This is a genomic window from Sphaerisporangium rufum, assembly GCF_016863395.1.
GTDB classification, from domain to species: domain Bacteria; phylum Actinomycetota; class Actinomycetes; order Streptosporangiales; family Streptosporangiaceae; genus Sphaerisporangium; species Sphaerisporangium rufum.
The window spans coordinates 20907-39366 of the sequence record NZ_BOOU01000065.1 but is presented as its reverse complement, the minus strand read 5'-3'; the positions used below and the strand labels follow the sequence as shown (position 1 = coordinate 39366).

Below are 18460 nucleotides of genomic sequence, written 5' to 3'. Positions count from 1 at the left end.
CGGTCAGGCCGCGGGGGTGCCGCCGGGGCGGGGAAACCTGATCACGTTGCGGCCGGTGTAGGCCTGCAGGTGCACGACGTCGGCCCCGGCGGCCACGCGCCCGCGGCGGGCGGAGCGGATGTCGAGCACCTTGTGCCCCGGCACGGACGCGGGCACCACCGTGAGCCTCTTCACTGCCACCCCCCGGGACGTACGGTGTCGACCCTGCACTGTCTACATCAACCGCCTTAAATCCGTCGTAAAGCGACTAATGGTGCAGCGGGGCGGCCCGCCCGGCCATCCGCCCGGCCGGGTCGTGCCGGGCGGTGGCCGACCGGCGGACCCCGGCGCGGGCGGCGCCGGGGTGAGCGGTCAGGCCGCGGGGGTGCCGCCGCCGGGGCGGGGGAACCTGATCACGTTGCGGCCGGTGTAGGCCTGCAGGTGCACGACGTCGGCCCCGGCGGCCGTCCGCCGGCGGCGGGCTGAGCGGATGTCGAGCACCTTGTGCCGCGGCGCGGACGCGGGTACCACCGTGAGCCTCTTCATCGTCACCCCCAGGGCATGCGCTGCCGGCCATCCGATGCCGGCGGACGGCCATATCCATCGCGTTGAGTATCTCGTAAGCCGCTAATAGGGCAGCGGGCGGCCCGCCGGGGTACGCAGGTCGAGGCCGTCCGTACGCGGCGTGCGGCGGCTCGGGCGGAGCCGGACGATTCTGACGCGCCTCATGACTCTCTCCTTCCGGGGCGGGTCGCGTGAGCAGACTATTCCTCCGCGCGTCCGGCGTCCTCTCATTAACCAGAGCCGGCGGGGCGGACCATCGACGTTGACGCCGGCCGCGCGCGCCGGACCGGTCCTTCCACGAGCACCACGGCCCCCCGGCACGCTGTTGACGTTTGTTCGTATAGTCGGCAAACTAATTCACGCCGAGTCCGCGCACCGTCCAGGAGAGCCGATGCCGTACCGTCCACCGCTCACCGCGCACGAGTATTTCAGTGCGGATCCGCCGGATCTTCCGGTGCGCGCCCGGGGCGAGCAAGGGCTGTCGGCGCTGACCGCCGCCGAGGTGATGACCGCCGACGCCGAAGGGGTGACCTTCAAGGCGGCGACGTCCGCCGAAGAGGTGCTGCTGGTCCGGGTGGAGGCCGCCGGCGAGGGCGTGATCCGGGTCCGGCTCTCCGACGACGCCGAGGCCAGGACGCGCTCGGCCCGGGCGATCCAGATGGTGCACCCCCGGCCGCACCCCGCCGCCCGGGTGGAGACCGGCGAGGGACGGGTGGTCGTGAACGCCGGCGCGGTGCGCGCCGAGATCGACCTGGAGCCCTGGCACCTGCGCTTCACCGACGCGACCGGCCGGGTGCTGACCGAGCAGGAACGCGGCCACGTCGACATCAGCGGCCGGCTGCGCACCCTGCCCTTCGGGCGCTCGCACGTCGACGGGGAGCCGGTCGCCTACCACGAGAGCCTGGTGGCCCCCGCCGACGAGCACTTCGGCGGGTTCGGCGAGAAGTTCACCCCGCTCGACAAGCGCGGGCAGCGGCCGCTGATGTGGAACTTCGACGCCTTCGGCGCCGAATCCGACCGCGCCTACAAGAACGTGCCCTTCTACGTGTCCAGCCGCGGCTACGGCGTCCTGGTGGACAGCGGCATGCCGGTCGAGTTCGACGTGTGCCGCGCCACGCACAGCTGCGTCGAGTTCGTCGTGCCCGACGCGCTGCTGGACTACTACGTGATCGCCGGACCCGGCATCCCGGACATCCTCGCCCGGTACGACCGGCTCACCTGCGCTCCGGCGCTGCCGCCCAAGTGGGCGTTCGGCAGCTGGATCTCCTCCGGTTTCTTCAAGGACAGCCAGCAGCGGGTGCTGGAGCGCGCCCGGCGGATCCGCGAGAGCGGCATCCCCTGCGACGTGCTGCACCTGGACTGCTACTGGCAGGCCGAAGGGCACTGGTCGGACCTGCGGTGGGACCCGGAGACCTTCCCCGACCCCGAGGGGATGCTCGCCACCCTCACCGAGCAGGGCTTCCACGTCTGCCTGTGGATGAACCCCTACATCTCCCACCTCAGCCCGGACTTCGCCGCGGCCGCCGAACGGGGCTACTTCCTGCGGCGCCCGGACGGCGAGGTGTACGTCGCCGACTCCTGGCACGGCTCCTATCCCGCGTGCGGCATCGTCGACCTCACCCACCCCGAGGCGGTGGACTGGTTCAAGGACCTGCTGCGCCGGCTGCTGCGGCAGGGCGTCAGCGCCTTCAAGACCGACTTCGCCGAGGGCGTGCCGGCCGACTCGGTCGCCGCCAACGGGATGACCGGCACCGAGCTGCACAACGTCTACACGCTGCTGTTCAACGACGTGGTGTCGGAGGTCACCCGCGAGGTCAACGGGCACGGCCTGGTGTGGGCGCGCTCGTCGTTCCTCGGCGGCCAGCGGCACGCGGCGCAGTGGGGCGGCGACACCTTCACCTCCTACGCCGCCATGGGGAGCACCATCCGCGGCGGGCTGTCACACGGCCTGTCCGGCGTCCCGTACTGGAGCCACGACGCCGGCGGCTTCACCGGCACCCCCACCGACGACCTGTACGTGCGGTGGGCGCAGTTCGGCGCGCTGTCCCCGCTGGTGCGCTTCCACGGCACGACCAGCCGCGAGCCGTGGGAGTTCCCCGCCGTGGAGCAGCTGGCGATCGACGCGATCCGGCTGCGCTACCGGCTCATGCCCTACATCTACTCGGCGGCGGTCGACGCGGCGCGCACCGGCGTCCCGATGATGCGGGCGATGTGCGTCGACGATCCGGGCGACCCGGTGGCCTGGCAGGCCGACCTGCAGTACCTGCTCGGCCCGGACCTGCTGGTCGCGCCGATGATCTCACCCGAGGGTGTCCGCCAGGTCTATCTCCCGGCCGGGCAGTGGGTGGACTACTGGACCCACGAGGTGCACCACGGCGGCCGGTACATCACGGTGTCGGCACCGCTGGAGCGGATACCGCTGTTCGTCCGGTACGGCGCGCTGCTGCCGGTGACCGAGGTCGCCGACACCGTGGGCGACCGGCCGTTCGGCGAGGTCACGCTGGTCAGCTACGGCGACGGCGGCCACGCCGTCATCAGAGACGTCGACGGTGACACCACCGTCACCGCCACCAGGGACGGCGACGAGCTGCACGTGCGCGCCGACGGCCCCTGCCGGATCACCGCCATCGAGATCGCCCCCATCGCCGGTGCCCCCGCCCGGGCCGTCGCCGGCTAGCACATCTGGAGAACGCCATGTCCAAGACACGGATCGCCGCCGCGCTGGCCGCCGCGGCGCTGGCGCTGGCCGCCTGCGGCTCGTCGGACGGCTCCGCACCGTCCGGCGAGGGAGGGTCGTCGGCGGCACCCAAGACCCTCACGCTGTGGCACTACGAGGCGGCCAACAGCGCCATGGGCGTCGCCTGGGCCGAGGCGATCAAGCAGTTCGAGGCGAGCCACCCGAACGTCAAGGTGAAGTTCGAGGAGAAGAGCTTCGAACAGATGCAGAAGACGGCCGGCATGGTGCTGGGCTCCGACCAGGCCCCGGACGTGATGGAGTACAACAAGGGCAACGCGACCGCCGGGCTGCTGTCCAAGCAGGGCCTGCTGACCGACCTGTCCGACGAGGCGGCCAAGCGCGGCTGGGACAAGCTGCTCAGCCCGAGCCTGCAGACCACCGCCCGCTACGACGAGCGCGGCGTCATGGGCTCGGGCCAGTGGTTCGGCCTGCCGAACTACGCCGAGTACGTGATGGTCTACTACAACAAGGACGCCTTCAAGAAGCAGGGCATCGAGGTGCCCACCACCCTTGAGGAGTTCACCGCGGCGCTCGACACGTTCGTCAAGGCCGGCACCACCCCCATCTCGGTCGGCGGCGCCGAGTACCCGGCCCAGCAGATCATGTACCAGCTCGCGCTGTCCAAGGCGCAGCGCCCGTTCGTCGACGCATTCCAGCTCTACAAGGGTAAGGTCGACTTCCACGGGCCGGAGTGGACCTACGGCGCCACCACCTTCGCCGACTGGGTGAAGAAGGGCTACATCAGCAAGGACTCGGCCGGCATCAAGGCCGAGGACATGGGCACCGCCTTCATCGCGGGCAAGTTCCCCATCATGATCTCCGGCAGCTGGTGGTACGGCCGGATGGCCGACGAGATCAAGAAGTTCGAGTGGGGCACCTTCCTGTGGCCGGGCAACCAGCTGAACGCCGGCTCCAGCGGCAACATGTGGGTGGTCCCGGAGAAGTCCAAGAACAAGGACCTGGCCTACGACTTCCTCGACCTCACCATGAAGAAGGACATCCAGAACAAGCTGGGCAATGCCGGCGGCGTCCCGGTGGCGGCCGACACCGCGGCGATCACCGACGCCAAGAGCAAGGAGCTCATCGAGAACTTCAACAAGCTGTCCGCCCAGGACGGTCTCGCGTTCTATCCCGACTGGCCGGCGCCGGGCTACTACGACGTGATGGTGGCCGGCACCCAGGAGCTCATCAACGGCAGCAAGCCGCCCGCGCAGGTGCTGGACGAGCTCGCCAAGCCGTACGCCGACAACCTGGCCGACATCGGCAACTGAGCACGCCCGTCCCGCCCGCCCGCCCGTCCGTCCGGCCGGGCGGGACGGTGCCGGCCGGACCACCGCACCACCGCCGCGCTAAGGAGGAACGGCGCCGCCCGCCACCCGGCGGCGGGCCGCCGGATCATCGATGGCAGTCAAAAACCCGGCCGCGCCGCGGACCGGCCTCGGCTACTGGCTCTACCTGCTCCCCGGCGCGCTGCTGCTGCTCGCCGTGATCATCGTGCCGTTCCTGATGAACGTGGCGGCCAGCTTCACCCGGTGGAGCGGCTTCGGCACCCCCAGATGGATCGGCCTGGACAATTACCGGCGCCTCTTCCAGGACGAGCGGTTCTGGGCGTCCTTCCAGCACAACGTGCTGCTGATCGTCGCGATGGCGATCGTGCCGGCCGCCGTCGGGCTGGTGCTGGCCGCCGCGCTGTTCGACTACATCGGCCGGAAGTTCGGCGCGCGGACGGCGAGCGCGCTGCGCGCCGCCTACTACCTGCCCCAGGTGCTGCCGGTCGCGGTGGCCGGCGTGGTGTGGGGGTGGATGCTGCACCCTTCCTACGGCGTGCTGAACGAGTTGCTGGACGCCGTCGGGCTCGGCGCGCTGTCGCGCAACTGGCTGGGCGACCCGGACTTCGCGCTGGCCACCGTGATGGCGGTCATGGTGTGGTTCCAGCTGGGCTATCCCGTGGTGATCTTCATGGCCGGCCTGCAGCGGGTCGATCCCGCGCTGTACGAGGCCGCCGAGATCGACGGCGCCTCCTGGTGGCGGCGGTTCTGGCACATCACGATCCCGCAGATCCGGCCGGAGATCTTCGTGGTGCTGCTCACCTGCACCATCGCCGCGCTCAAGGTCTTCGGGCCCATCTTCGTGCTCACCAGGGGCGGGCCGGGCACCGCCACCCTGGTGCCCTCCTACTTCAGCTACCTCAACTTCTTCGAGAAGGCCAACGCCGGCTACGGGTCGGCGATCGCCACCGTCCTGGCGATCATCATCGTGGTCGTCGCCTTCCTCTTCCTGCGCGTCCAGGAGCGCGAGTCATGACCTCTGTCTCCGCGCGCCCGGCGCGCACCACCCGGCCGGCCCGCGGTCCGCGGCCCGCCTCCGGCCGTCCTCGAGGCGCCGGCCCCGGCCGGTGGGCGGTCCTCGCGGCGCTCGCCGTGCTGGCCGTCGCCATGCTCGTCCCCTTCCTGCTGGTCGCGCTGAACGCGGTCAAGACGCCGGCCGACTACGCGGCGGGCGGGCCGCTCGCCCTGCCCCAGGCGGTCAGCCTGGACGGGATCATCGACTTCTGGAACCGGGTGAACTTCGGCCGCAAGCTGCTCAACAGCCTGGTGATCAGCGGCGCGGTCGCGGTGCTCGCGGTGGTGCTGTCGGTGCTGAACGCCTACGCCCTCGGCATCGGCCGGGTGCGCGGCCGGCTATGGATCCTGGTGCTGTTCCTGGTCGCCAACACCATGCCGCAGGAGGCGCTGGCCTACCCGCTGTACTACATCGCCAAGGCGGTCGGCCTGTACGACAACGGCCTGGCGCTGATCCTGATCTTCACGGTGGTGCAGGGCGCCTTCGGCACCTACCTGCTGTCGGCGGTGCTCGGCGCCTTCCCCCGGGAGATCATCGAGGCGGCGGCCATCGACGGCGCGAGCCGGTGGCGCATCCTGTGGCGGATCGTGGTGCCGATCAGCCGCCCCACGCTGAGCGTGCTGGCCATCTTCTTCTTCATCTGGACCTGGAACGAGTTCTTCCTGCCGCTGATCTTCCTGATCTCCAACGACAACCAGACGGTGCCGGTCGCCCTCGGTGTCCTGCAGGGCGAGCGGTTGATGGACGCCACCACCTCCAGCGCCTCGGCGCTGCTCGGCATCCTGCCGGCCGTCGCGTTCTTCCTGATCTTCCAGCGCACCCTGACCCGCGGGGTCACCGTGGGCGCGGTCAAGTGACCGCACCGGACACCGCCGCCCCGCCCGCCTGATCCCCGTTCCCGCCGACCCCGCGTTCCCCCTGACCTGGAGGCGCCATGCCCCTGCGACGACCACTACGGCGGCCACTACGCCGGCCGCTGCGACGACCGCTGCTGGTGGCGGCCGTCCTCGGCCTGCTGGCGACCCTGCCGGCCATCCCGGCCGGCGCGGCCGAGGAGTACCCGTTCCGCGATCCCGCCCTGCCGCTGGCCGCGCGGATCGACGACCTGGCGGGCCGGCTCACCCTGCCGGAGAAGATCTCGCTGCTGCACCAGTTCCAGCCCGCCATCCCGCGGCTCGGCATCGGGCTGTTCAAGACCGGCACCGAGGCCCTGCACGGGGTGGCCTGGTCCACCGACGTCGACAACGGCGGCGCCCTGGTGACCGCCAAGGGCACCGTCTTCCCGCAGGCCGTCGGCCTGGCCAGCACCTGGAACCCGGAACTGGTCAAGAAGGTCGGCGCCGCGGTCGGCGACGAGGCCCGCGGGTACAACGCGCAGAACCCCCGGGTGTGGGGCCTGAACCTGTGGGCGCCGGTGGTCAACCTGCTGCGCGACCCGCGCTGGGGCCGCAACGAGGAGGGCTACTCCGAGGACCCGGCGCTGACCGGGGCGATCTCGGTGGCCTACGCCTCCGGCCTGCGCGGTGACGACCCCCGGTACCTGAAGACCGCCCCCACGCTCAAGCACTACCTGGCCAACAACAACGAGATCCACCGGGACACCACCTCCTCCAGCCTGCGCCCCCGGGTGGAGGAGGAGTACGACCAGGCGGCGTTCAAGCCCGCGATCGCGGCGAACGCGGCGACCGGCGTCATGGCCTCCTACAACCTGGTCAACGGCCGCCCGGCCACCGTCAACCCCGACCTGAACGAGCGGGTGCGCTCCTGGACCGACCAGGACCTGCTCAACGTCACCGACGCCTGGGCGCCGAACAACCTGGTGAACAGCCAGAAGTACTACGCCACCCTGCCCGAGGCGGACGCGGCGGCGCTCAAGGCGGGCATCGACAGCTACACGGTGGACGACACCAACGGCGGGCCGACCAACCAGGCGATCACCGACGCGCTGGCCCAGGGCCTGATCAAGGAGGCCGACGTCGACACCGCCGTCCGGCACATCCTGAGCATCCGGTTCCGGCTCGGCGAGTTCGACCCGGACGGCGGCCCGTACGGGAAGATCGGCAAGGAGGTCATCGACAGCGCCGCGCACCGGGCGCTGAACCGGCGGGCCGCCGCCGAGGCGATGGTGCTGCTGAAGAACTCCCGCGGCGCGCTGCCGCTGCCGGCGTCCCCCGGCAAGGTCGCGGTGATCGGGCCGCTGTCGCAGACCGTGTACACCGACTGGTATTCCGGTGATCTGCCCTACCAGGTGACCGCGCTGGACGGCGTCAAGGAACGCCTGGACGCCCGCGGCACGGTGACCGGCACCGAGGGCGTGGACCGGATCGCGCTGAAGGACATCGCCACCGGCCGGTACGTCACCGCGGGCACCGGCACCGGCGGCGCGGTGCTCAGGACAGCCGCCGCCACGGCCGGGCCGGCCGAGCAGTTCGACGTCTTCGACTGGGGCCAGGGCGTGCTGACGCTGCGCAGCGCCGCCAACGGCCGGTACGTCGGCTACAACTGGTCGAACTTCGTCAACGACCAGGTGCGCCCCAACGGCTGGTTCGCCCAGCAGCAGTTCAAGCTGGAGGCGCAGGCCGACGGCACCTACCTGCTGCGGTACGCCGGATACGAGACCGCCTTCGACTGGTTCGGCCCCAACCACTACATCAAGGCCGGCCCGGATGGCACGCTGACCCTCACCACCGCCGACCAGGCGGCGCGGTTCGCCAAGGAGGCCGTGAGCAGCGGGGTACAGGCCGCGGTCGCCGCGGCCAAGGCCGCCGACGTCGCGGTGGTCGTGGTCGGCAGCTCGCCGGCCATCAACGGCCGCGAGGACCACGACCGGACCGACATGAACCTCGCCGAGGGCCAGCGCGCGCTGGTCGAGGCGGTGCTCAAGGCCAACCCGCGCACCGTGATGGTGCTGCAGAACAGCTACCCGACGACGATCGACTGGGCGCAGGACAAGGTGCCGGCGATCCTGTGGACGACGCACGCCGGCGCCGAGACCGGGCACGCCCTGGCCGACACGCTGTTCGGTGACGCCGACCCGGCCGGCCGGCTCACCCAGACCTGGTACCGCGCCGGGCACCGGCTGCCCGACATCCTCGACTACGACATCATCAAGACCGGCACCACCTACCTGTACGCCAAGGACCGGCCGCTGTACGCCTTCGGCCACGGCCTGAGCTACACCACCTTCGGCTACCAGGGCCTGCGGCTGGACGCCGGCACCGTGCGGCCGGACGGTACGGTGCGGGCCACCGTCAAGGTGACCAACACCGGGAAGGTCGCCGGCGACGAGGTCGTCCAGCTCTACACCCACCAGCGTTCCTCCCGGGTGGACCAGCCGGTCAAGCAGCTGCGGGCCTTCCAGCGGGTGCACCTGGCCGCCGGCGAGACCCGGCAGGTCACTCTCTCCTTCCCGGCCGCCGACCTGAAGCTGTGGGACGTCACCCGGCGCGCCTGGGCGGTGGAGAAGGCCGAGCACGACGTCATGGTGGGCGGCGCCTCCGACCGGGTGCGGGCCCGGACCACGCTGAAGGTGGCCGGTGAGAAGATCCCGGACCGGGACCTGTTCGCCACCACCCGGGCCGCCGACTTCGACGACTACCGGGGGGTCGAGCTGGTCGACGAGACCAAGGTGGCCGGGGACGCGGTCGGCGGCACGAGCACCGGCGACTGGATCTCCTTCGAGCGGGCCGCGCTCGGCGGCGGCGCGACCGGCTTCACCGCCTCGGTGGCCGCGGCGGCGCCCGGCCGGATCGAGGTGCGGCTGGGCTCGCCCACCGGCCGGCGGCTCGGCGACGTGGCGGTGCCGGCCACCGGCGGGGTGTACTCCTACACCACGGTGACCGCCCCGCTGGCCCGGGCCGGCGGCGTCCAGGACGTGTACCTCGTCTTCACCGGCGACGTGCGCGTCAAGGACTTCGCGCTCACCCGGTAGCCGCCCGCCGGCGCCCCGTTCCCGCCGGCCGGGGACGGGGCGCGGGCCGCCCGTGCCGGTCATCGGGTGCGGCCGGTGGGATGAGTCAGACAGGATCGATCGCGAGGTCGGTGACCTGGTCGTCCTTGATGCCGAACACGAACGCGAAAGGCAGCGGCCCGCCGGGGAACTCACCGTCCCCGGAGGCCACCAGACGATCGCCCGCGAACGAGGTCGGCGTGATCACGATCTTTGGGTTGATCAGGTGCACCTGGCTCCACTCGCGGATCTCGGCCTCGCCGGCGTAGGTCGTCCCGTCATCGCGCACGGTGGCCTCGTCGCCGAAGACCGCGGCCAGTGCGCTCGCGTCGTGCGCGTTGGTGGCCGCGATGAAGTTCTCGACAGCCTTGGGAAGGGTGATGTCGTCCATTTCCGCTCTCCGGTCTTCTCGGGGGTCAGGACGCGGGCGCGTCATGGTGAGTAGGGTTTAGAAGTCCGCACCGCGCGAGAGCTTTTCGTTAGCGCGCAGCTCCGCGAGCGCGTTCTCGTGCATCGCGACAACGGCGTCGTGGCCGGCGTTGCCGAGGACGATCCGTAGCGGCGGCACAGGTGCGTTCATCGCGCTGATCACGGCCCGCACTCCCCGTTCAGGGTCACCCTCTTGCTTGCCGTCATGTTCCACGAACGCCGCCTTGACGCCCTCGACCATCGGCACGTAGGCGTCGACGATCTCGTTGACGGGCTCGCTCTGGAAGCCGGCGAAGGCCTTGGTGCGGAACGCTCCCGGCTCTACGACGAGCACGCGCACACCGAACGGCTCGACTTCATGGCGCAGTGTCTCCGACAGTCCTTCGAGCGCGAACTTCGCCGCCGAGTAGTAGCCGAACCCCGGTGCGCCGACGAGGCCCGCCACCGACGACATGTTCACGATCCAGCCGTCGCCGCGTGCCCGCATACCTGGTAGGACCGCGCGGATCACCTCGATCACGGCGAACAGGTTGAGGTCGAACGTGCGGCGGATCGTCTCGTCGGAGGCCCCCTCGACCGAGCCGAACCAGCCACGGCCGGCGTTGTTGACGAGCACGTCGATCCCGCCGAACCGCTCCTCCGCGGTCTTGACCGCCGCGCGCACCTGCTCGGCATCGGTGACATCGAGCTGGAGAACCAGCACACGATCGCCGTGCAGTTCAGCCCATTTCCGCAGTTCAGAGGGCCGGCGCGCTGTCACCGCCACCTGATCGCCCTGTTCCAGTGCGGCCTCGGCATAGACCAGGCCGAACCCTCCGGGCGTTCCACCTGTGATGAACCAGGTCTTCATGGACTTCTCCTTCCGCTATAGTGAGCAATGTAGCGCTATATGAGCTAATATAGCAAGCATGCAGAACGCGCGGGATCGACTCCTGCTCGCCGCGGCGGAGTTGCTGGAGAGCGGCGGCACGGTGTCCACGAGGGCGGTGTGCGAACGCGCCGGGGTGCAGGCCCCGACGCTGTACCACCACTTCGGCAGCAAGCAGGGCCTGATCGACGCCGTGGTGAACCACGGCTTCACCCAGTACACGGCGGTCGAGAGTTCTGGTGACCCGCTGGACGACCTGCGCGAGGGCTGGGACAGGCATGTGCGGTTCGGGCTGGAGCACCCGTCGTTCTATGGGCTGCTTTACGGCCGCGCCGAGCCGGGAAAGCCCTGCGCCGTCACCGCTCCCGCGCACGCGGCGTTGCGCGAGCGGTTGACCGCCGCCGCCGCCCAGGGCCTGCTCAAGGTGCCGGCGGATGAAGCCGCCGAACAGGTGCTCGCCGCCAACGTCGGCATCACGCTCACCTTGATCAGCCAACCGGAGCCGGACTTCAGGCTGTCCGGACGCGTCCGCGAAGCCGCGCTGGCCGGAGTCCTGCACACACCCTCCGCCGACGCCCCCGCGACCCGTGCGAGCGCCGCGCTGACACTGCGTGCGCTGGTCGCCGACGATCCGGGTGCCCTCACCGCTGGCGAACGCGCGCTGCTCGGCGAGCTACTGGACCGCCTGGCCCGCTAGGGCACGCGGTATTCCTGACAGGGGCCGCACGACATCGTCGCTCTGGACGCGCGGCCCAGCCCGGATGTGCCGCTGCGCTACCTGGTGTGAATCGTCGGACAAGCCTCAGGGGGCGGCCGTCGCGGTGTAGCGGATCCACATGAGCGACGCGCCGTCGTAGCCTTTGGGGCGCGGGATCTCGGCCAGGGCTCGGACGGTCCTGCCCGCCAGGTCGGTGATGCTCAGCCGGAGGCCGTCCCGGCGGGTGTCGCGCACGATGAGATGCGCGTCGTTGTACCAGCCGATCACCTTGGTGGTCACCGGCAGCGAGAACGACGCCAGCCGGCGGCCGGTCGCGGTGTCCCACACGCAGGCGTGATACTTGGCTTCCGGGCAGGTGGTGACGAACCGCCGCCCGGCCGGCGCGAACGCGCCCTCCTGGTCGTAGGTCGTCCCCAGCCCGGGCAGGAACCGCAGCACCCGGCCGGTCAGGTCGTAGAAGCGCATCCCGTCGCGCCCGCTCTCGACGTGCCGCCGGGCGATCGTCTCGGTGCCCGGCACCCACATGAACGGTGCGGCGCCCGCGGTCAGCCCGGCCACGGGTACGACCTTCGCGGTCGCGCTCGCCCGGTCGACGACGGCGAAGCCCACGGCCTGCCGCCGGTCACCGTCCAGCCGGAAGGTGGTGAGCAGCAGCCGCCGGCCGTCCGGTGACCAGTACGGGTTGAAGTCCTGCAGCGGCTTGTCGGCCAGCCGCACCAGGAAGACCCGGCCGGTGGCCGGATCGGTCAGCCGGACGGTGTCGTACGGCTCGGGGGTCGACTCCTTCAGCAGCGGCAACCGGGCGGTCCAGCCGTCCGGCGCGAGCAGCGTCTCGTTGAACTGGCCGGCCGCCCGGAACCGGCCGGTCCGCGGGTCGCGTACCTGCGGCGTGGAGCCGAGGTTCGCCAGGTCCTGGAAGTAGGTGAGCCGCACCGGGTCGGCCGGGTTCTCGTGGACCACCGCCTTGGTCCCGGGCAGCGTGAGGTCGGCGGTGGCCGGGGGCGGCGCGCCGGTCCGCTCGGCGATCGGGCGAGGCGCCGCGGTCCGCACCGGCGGCGGGTGCGGGTCATCCTGCCCTGCCCGCACCAGGGCGTACGCGGCACCGGCCGAGACCAGCGCGAGCGCGGCGGCCGCGGCGGCGAGCCGCGGCCCGCGGCGTTTCGGCAGGCCGGCGGGCAGCGTCGGCGCGGCCGCCGACCGCCGCCGGACGGTGATCTCGTCCAGCGGCATGTCCGGTCCGGCCACGGCCGGCGGGACCGGGCCGGCGGCTTCGGTGCCGGGCCCGGTAGTGGGTCCGGTGGTGGCCCCGGTACGTGGGCCGGTGGTGGGCCCCGAACCAGGGCCGGTGGTGGGACCGGTGCCCGGGCCGGTGGTAGGGCCGGCCGCGGCCGCGGTACCGGCCGACAGCAGGTCGCCACCGGCCGGTCGGCCGGCCGCGCCGAGCAGCCGCAGCAGCGCGCGCCGGGCGGACGGCCGCCGGGCCGGGTCCTTGGCCAGGCAGTCGGCGACCAGCTCGGCCAGCTCCGGGTCGAGCTCGGGCAGGTCGCCGAGGTCGGGGTCGCGGTGCAGGATGCGGTTGACGACCGCCGGCAGCGAGTCCATGCCGAACGGCGGGCGGCCGGTGGCGGCGAACACCATGGTCGAGGCCCAGGCGAACAGGTCGGCCGGCGGTTCGACCGAGGCGGCCTCCAGCTGCTCGGGGGCCATATAGGGCGGGGTGCCGAGGATCTCCTCGCCGGTGAGGCTGGTGTCCAGGGCGCGGGCGATGCCGAAGTCGATGACCCGCGGCCCGTCCCGGCCGAGCAGCACGTTGCCCGGCTTGAAGTCGCGGTGCACCACGCCGGCCCGGTGGATGGCGGCCAGCGCGGTCATCGTGCCGACGGCCAGCCGGCGCAGCCGAGTGCCGCGCAGCGGGCCGTCCGCCCGCACGACCTGCTGCAGGTTGGGGCCGTCCACGAACTCGCTGACGATGTACGGCCGGCCGCCGGCGGTGCCGCTGCCGATCACCTGGGCGGTGCAGAACGGGGCGACCCGGGCCAGGATCTCGGTCTCGCGCAGGAAGTCCTCCGGGGACACCCCGGCCGAGCCGGTGGTGACCAGGCTCGACCGCAGCACCTTGATCGCGACCTGCTCGCCGGCCGGGGACACGCCGAGGTAGACCGACCCCTGCCCGCCCTCGCCGATCCGGCCGGTCAGCCGGTATTCGCCGAGTGCCGCCGGGTCGCCGGCCAGCAGCGGGGTGGTGTGCGCCATGCCGGGCCTATCTCCCGCCGAACCTGAGCAGCTGGAACCCTCTGTCCCCGGCCTTCGGCGTCTCGACCAGCGTGCGCTTCTCCTCACCGTGGAAGTCGATGACGACCCACTTCTCTTCCTTCTTGGCGGGCTTCAAGACGAGCAGATGGTGCTCGTCCCACCACTGCTGGATCGAGGAGTCGCCGGCACCGGACGGTATCGTGGCGATCCGGTTACCGGTCTCCGCGCTCCATACGCAGTAGTCCGGATCCTTGCCGGTCCTGGTCGGGCAGTAGGTGTAGAAGGACCGGCCGGAGGGGGAGAAGGTGCCGTCACCGGGGATCAGGCCCACCCAGGGCAGGGTGCGTACGACGTTGCCGGTCAGGTCGCGGAAGCGCAGCCCGAACCGCGGGTTCTTCTTCTCGTAGGCGCCGACCACGAACCGGCCGTCCGGTGACCACACGAAGTTGCCGTAGCCGTCGCGCTGGTCGTCGGTCCGCACGATGGTCGCCTTGCGGGTGGTGACGTCCACCGTCACGAACCCGGTCGGGTACTGCTGCTTCTTCTTGTCGTCGAACTCGTAGACGGTCAGCAGAACCCTCCTGGAGTCCCGGCTCCAGGAGGCCGCCAGGCCGCGCAGCGGCTGCTCCAGGGTCTCCACCGAGAATTTGGCGCCGGTCGCGCGGTCGATGAAGGTCAGGTAGTCGTGGTCGCCGCCGGCGAACTTCAGCCACGGGTTGATCGCGATCCACCGGCCGTCCGGGGACGGGAGGGGGTCGCCGAACTCGCCGTCCTTGGCGATCATCTTGAAGGTGTCGGCGCCGGGGTCGCGGACGTATGTCTCGTACTTCTTCTTGGCGATGTCGGCGATGAAGTAGGCGTTCAGCCGGATCGGATCGGCGGGGTTTTCGTGCGTGGTCAGCTTCACCCCGGCCCCGGTGACCGTCTTGGTGGCCGCCGGCGGCGGGCTGGGCGAGGCGTCGACCAGCACGGCGCTCGAGGTCGGCACCGGGGTGGGGCTCGGCGCGGGCGCGGCCACCGGGGCGGGCCGCGGGGCGAGCGCGTACACCGTGCCACCGGAGACGATCGCGATGGCGACGGCGGCCGCGCCGAGCAGTGCCCACGGCCGGCGGCGGCGCGGCGGGACCGGCGGCGGCAGGTCGACCCGGGCGGCCGGGTCCGGCGGGGGTGGCCCCGTGGGTGCATCGGCGGGAAGGGGGGTGGCCGGCGCGGCGGGCGCCGCCGGGACGGCGGCCTGCTCGGTGGTGGCGAGGAGTTGGGAGTGGCCGACCAGCCGGAGCAGGCCTTCGCCGGCGGTGGGCCGGCGGGCCGGGTCCTTGGACAGGCACTCGGCGACCAGGCTGAGCAGGTCGCCGTCCAGTACGGCGAGGTCGGGCTGGCCGTACAGGACGCGGTTGATGGTGGCGGACATCGAGCCCGCGTCGAAGGGGGATTCGCCGGAGGCGGCGAACAGCATCGTGGCGGCCCAGGCGAACATGTCGGCCGCCGGGCCGGGCGTGGTGCCCTCCAGCTGCTCGGGAGCCAGGTAGGCGGGGCTGCCGACGGCGCGGGTGGTGCTGTCCATGCCGGCGTCCAGCGCCTGCGCGACGCCGAAGTCGATGACCCGGGGCCCGTCCGGGCCGAGCAGCACGTTGCCGGGGTGGAACTCCAGGTGCGCGATGCCGGCCTGGTGGATGGCCACCAGCGCGGTCATCGTGCCGATGGCCAGCCGGTGCAGCGCGGCGCCGCGCATCGGGCCGTCGTCGGCGACCGCGGCCCGCAGGGTGGGGCCGTCGATGTACTCGCTGACGATGTAGGGCCGGCCGGCGGCCTCGCCGGTCTCCAGCACCTGGGCGGTGCAGAAGGCGGAGACCTGCCGCAGCTCCTCCACCCGGGCCAGGAATCGGCCGGTCTCGGTGACGTCGGCGCGCAGGTGCTTCACGGCGACCTGCTCGCCGCCGGCGTCCCGGGCCAGGTAGACCACGCTGCGGGCGCCCTCGCCGAGCCGGGCGACGAGGCGGTGGCCGGCTAAGACGGGCGGGTCGTCCGCGTGCAGGGGGGCGACCTGCGGCATGGCGGATGTCTCCTCGGAGTCGGGAGTAGATCGTTGATTATGCTATTTACGGTGGGCCGGGATGGTAAGTCCCATCACCTGGTTTCCTGGCCCGGCCCGGCACCCGCCGCCCCTCCGGGCTCGTTTCCCCTGTTCCCCGGGGGGTTGCTGGGGCGCCGGTGACCTCCGACCAGGTATTCGGAATCATCGGAAATAGTCGACTATTGGAATGATTCACGGCTTCTGCTGCCTATCGTCCGGATCGCTGGGTACGCCGGGAAAAGGCGATAGGAGGCACCACCATGGCCAGATGCGAGCAATGCGGTAACGACTACGACATGAGCTTCGAGATCCACGCCAAGGGTGGGGTGCACACCTTCGACTGCTTCGAGTGCGCGATCCAGGCCATGGCGCCCCGGTGCGAGCACTGCGACTGCCGGATCATCGGACACGGCGTCGAGGCCGGCGGCCACTGGTACTGCTGCGCGCACTGCGCCCGGGAAGAGGGCGTCCGCGATCTCGTGGACCGGGTCGGAAAGGTCACGGCCTGACGTACGGGCTTGCGATCAGGGCCCGATCCGGACATTGTTAGGGGTACCGGTCCGGCGGGTGAGGTCAGGTCACCCGCCGGGCCGGTCTTCGCCTGCCGTCGCGCCAGGTCAGCCCTTGATGGCGCCGATGATGACGCCCTTGGTGAAGTGCCGCTGCACGAACGGGTAGATGAGCAGCGCCGGCAGCACCGCGACCATCACGATCGCCATCTTGATGGCCAGGGTCGGCGGCACCGAGTGCCCGTAGCCCGCGACGCCGGCCGTGCCGGCCGGCAGCGACGCCGCGTTCACCACGTACTCGCGCAGGATCAGCGCCAGCGGCCACTTGGCCGAGTCGTCGATGTACAGCATGGCGTTGAACCACGCGTTCCAGTAGCCGACCGCGTAGAACAGCGCGACCACCGCGGTGACCGCCTTGGACAGCGGCAGCACGATCCGCCACAGGATGCGGAACTCGCCGGCGCCGTCGATGCGCGCGCTGTCCAGCAGCTCGCGCGGGATGTTCATGAAGAACGCCCGCAGCACCACCACGTTGAACGCCGAGATGGCCGAGGGCAGGATCAGCGACAGGTAGGTGTCCTTCATCCCCAGCGAACTCACCAGCAGGTAGGTCGGGATGATGCCGGGGAAGAACACGAACATCAGCAGCACGCTGAACAGCATCGGCTTGTGCAGGAACGAGCCCGGCCGCGACAGCGAGTAGGCGCCGAGCACGCTCAGCGCCACGCTGAACAGCGTGCCGAACAGGGTGACCCCGGTGCTCACCATGATCGCCCGGCTGACCACGGTGTCGGAGAAGATCTGCCGGTAGGCGTCGAAGGAGATCCCGTCCGGCACCAGCACCAGGCCGCCGGCCGCGTTGACCGTGCGCGAGTCGCTCAGGCTGGTCAGCAGGATGGCGTAGAGCGGGAAGATCACCAGCAGCAGTACGACGGCGATGACGCCGCCCTTGCCCAGCCGGCCGGCCAGCGAGCCCGGCTCCTCCCAGGGGGCCCGGCCGCGCTTACCTCGCCGCGGGCCGCCCCGGCCGGGGGCGGGGATGACGGTGTCCGTGGTGCTCATGACTTGGAGTACACCCCCCGCTCGCCGAGCGCGTGCGCGACCCGGTTGGCCGCGACGATCAGGACCAGTCCGACGAGGCCCTTGAACAGGCCGGCCGCCGCGCCGTAGGCGAGATCTCCGGTCTTCAGGCCGGAGAAGTAGGCGAAGGTGTCGAAGACCTCCGACACCTGGCTGCCTACCGCGTAGCGCTGCAACATGAACTGCTCGAAGCCGATGTTCAGCGCGTCGCCCAGCCGCAGGATGAGCAGCAGCACGATGACCGGCCGCAACCCCGGCAGGGTGATGTGCCACATCCGCCGCCACCGCCCGGCGCCGTCCACCGCCGAGGCCTCGTACAGGTTCGGGTCGATGGTGCTCAGCGCCGCCAGGAAGATGATCGACCCCCAGCCGGCGTCCTTCCACACCGTCTGCGAGGTGACCAGCAGCAGGAAGGTGTCGGAGTTGGTCATCACGTCGATGCCCTGGTAACCGTGCTGGCGCAGCGTCTGCGCCAGCAGGCCGGCCCCGCCGAGCATCTGCTGGAAGATGGCGACGACCAGCACCCAGGAGAAGAAGTGCGGCAGGTAGACCACCCCCTGCACCAGGGCGCGCAGCCGCGGCGACATGATGCTGTTCAGCAGCAGCGCCAGCGCGATCGGCACCGGGAAGTAGAAGACCAGCTGGAACGCGGTGATGCCGAGGGTGTTGGTCACCGCCCGGATGAACTGCGGGTCGGAGAACAGCAGCTGGAAGTTGGTGAAGCCCAGGATGGGGCTGCCGAAGATGCCGCCGCTGTAGGGGTTGTAGTCCTGGAAGGCGATGACGTTGCCCAGGGTCGGCAGCCACCAGAAGGCGGTCACCGTGATCACCATCGGCAGGCCCATCACCAGCAGCGGCCAGTCCCGCCGCAGCCGGGTCCGCCAGGTGTCGGGCTGCGGAGCGGTGCCGGCAGGCTCGGCCCGCTCGGCGGGCCGGACCTCCGGTCGTGCGGACACG

At 71.2% G+C, this 18460-nt stretch carries 15 protein-coding genes; 7 read left to right on the top strand and 8 right to left on the bottom strand.

The features are described from left to right. Positions 1-3 precede the first annotated feature (3 nt). On the bottom strand, positions 4-174 hold the full coding sequence (locus Sru01_RS24255) for a hypothetical protein (RefSeq protein ID WP_203990090.1): 171 nt from the start codon (positions 172-174) through the stop codon (positions 4-6). 177 nt (positions 175-351) lie between these two features. Further along, on the bottom strand, positions 352-525 hold the full coding sequence (locus Sru01_RS24250; RefSeq protein ID WP_203990089.1) for a hypothetical protein: 174 nt from the start codon (positions 523-525) through the stop codon (positions 352-354). Positions 526-934: 409 nt separating this feature from the next. Here Sru01_RS24250 and Sru01_RS24245 point away from each other — a divergent pair, with 409 nt between their 5' ends. From Sru01_RS24245 to Sru01_RS24225, 5 genes are all read left to right on the top strand, one after another. Next, the gene (locus Sru01_RS24245) at positions 935-3220 is read left to right on the top strand and encodes a TIM-barrel domain-containing protein (protein ID WP_203990088.1); all 2286 of its coding nucleotides are present in this window, start codon (positions 935-937) and stop codon (positions 3218-3220) included. 17 nt (positions 3221-3237) lie between these two features. Further along, positions 3238-4551 (top strand): ABC transporter substrate-binding protein, encoded by a 1314-nt coding sequence (locus Sru01_RS24240; protein ID WP_203990087.1) that lies wholly within the window; start codon positions 3238-3240, stop codon positions 4549-4551. A gap of 130 nt (positions 4552-4681) precedes the next feature. After that, entirely contained in the window at positions 4682-5584 is a 903-nt protein-coding gene (locus Sru01_RS24235; protein ID WP_203990086.1) for a carbohydrate ABC transporter permease, read from the top strand. Continuing rightward, on the top strand, positions 5581-6480 hold the full coding sequence (locus Sru01_RS24230) for a carbohydrate ABC transporter permease (RefSeq protein WP_239137695.1): 900 nt from the start codon (positions 5581-5583) through the stop codon (positions 6478-6480). The genes Sru01_RS24235 and Sru01_RS24230 overlap by 4 nt, the downstream gene beginning before the upstream one ends. A gap of 77 nt (positions 6481-6557) precedes the next feature. Then, positions 6558-9554, top strand: coding sequence for a glycoside hydrolase family 3 protein (locus tag Sru01_RS24225; protein ID WP_203990084.1), 2997 nt, complete (start codon positions 6558-6560; stop codon positions 9552-9554). A gap of 85 nt (positions 9555-9639) precedes the next feature. Here Sru01_RS24225 and Sru01_RS24220 read toward each other — a convergent pair whose 3' ends face one another. Together Sru01_RS24220 and Sru01_RS24215 are read right to left on the bottom strand one after the other, a co-directional pair. After that, on the bottom strand, positions 9640-9963 hold the full coding sequence (locus Sru01_RS24220) for a nuclear transport factor 2 family protein (protein WP_203990083.1): 324 nt from the start codon (positions 9961-9963) through the stop codon (positions 9640-9642). A 57-nt stretch (positions 9964-10020) separates the two neighbouring features. Beyond that, complete coding sequence (locus Sru01_RS24215; protein WP_203990081.1) at positions 10021-10851, bottom strand: SDR family NAD(P)-dependent oxidoreductase; 831 nt, start codon at positions 10849-10851, stop codon at positions 10021-10023. 58 nt (positions 10852-10909) lie between these two features. On the opposite strand from Sru01_RS24215, the gene Sru01_RS24210 reads away from it, so the two are divergent. Further along, positions 10910-11566, top strand: a complete 657-nt coding sequence (locus Sru01_RS24210; RefSeq protein ID WP_203990079.1) for a TetR/AcrR family transcriptional regulator — start codon at positions 10910-10912, stop codon at positions 11564-11566. Positions 11567-11671: 105 nt separating this feature from the next. Here the strand turns inward: Sru01_RS24210 and Sru01_RS24205 are convergent, their stop codons facing one another. Together Sru01_RS24205 and Sru01_RS24200 are read right to left on the bottom strand one after the other, a co-directional pair. Continuing rightward, positions 11672-13840, bottom strand: coding sequence for a serine/threonine-protein kinase (locus Sru01_RS24205; RefSeq protein ID WP_203990077.1), 2169 nt, complete (start codon positions 13838-13840; stop codon positions 11672-11674). 7 nt (positions 13841-13847) lie between these two features. After that, the gene (locus Sru01_RS24200) at positions 13848-15893 is read right to left on the bottom strand and encodes a serine/threonine protein kinase (RefSeq protein ID WP_203990074.1); all 2046 of its coding nucleotides are present in this window, start codon (positions 15891-15893) and stop codon (positions 13848-13850) included. Positions 15894-16174: 281 nt separating this feature from the next. Between Sru01_RS24200 and Sru01_RS24195 the strand changes: the two genes are divergently transcribed. After that, the gene (locus Sru01_RS24195; protein ID WP_203990072.1) at positions 16175-16423 is read left to right on the top strand and encodes a metallothionein; all 249 of its coding nucleotides are present in this window, start codon (positions 16175-16177) and stop codon (positions 16421-16423) included. Between the two features lie 108 nt (positions 16424-16531). Here Sru01_RS24195 and Sru01_RS24190 read toward each other — a convergent pair whose 3' ends face one another. Beyond that, positions 16532-17485 carry a carbohydrate ABC transporter permease gene (locus Sru01_RS24190; protein ID WP_203990070.1) on the bottom strand — a complete coding sequence of 318 codons (954 nt, stop codon included), beginning with the start codon at positions 17483-17485 and terminating at the stop codon, positions 16532-16534. Further along, positions 17482-18459 (bottom strand): ABC transporter permease, encoded by a 978-nt coding sequence (locus Sru01_RS24185; RefSeq protein WP_239137694.1) that lies wholly within the window; start codon positions 18457-18459, stop codon positions 17482-17484. Before Sru01_RS24185 ends, Sru01_RS24190 begins: the two co-directional genes overlap by 4 nt. Between the last annotated feature and the right edge of the window lies 1 nt (position 18460).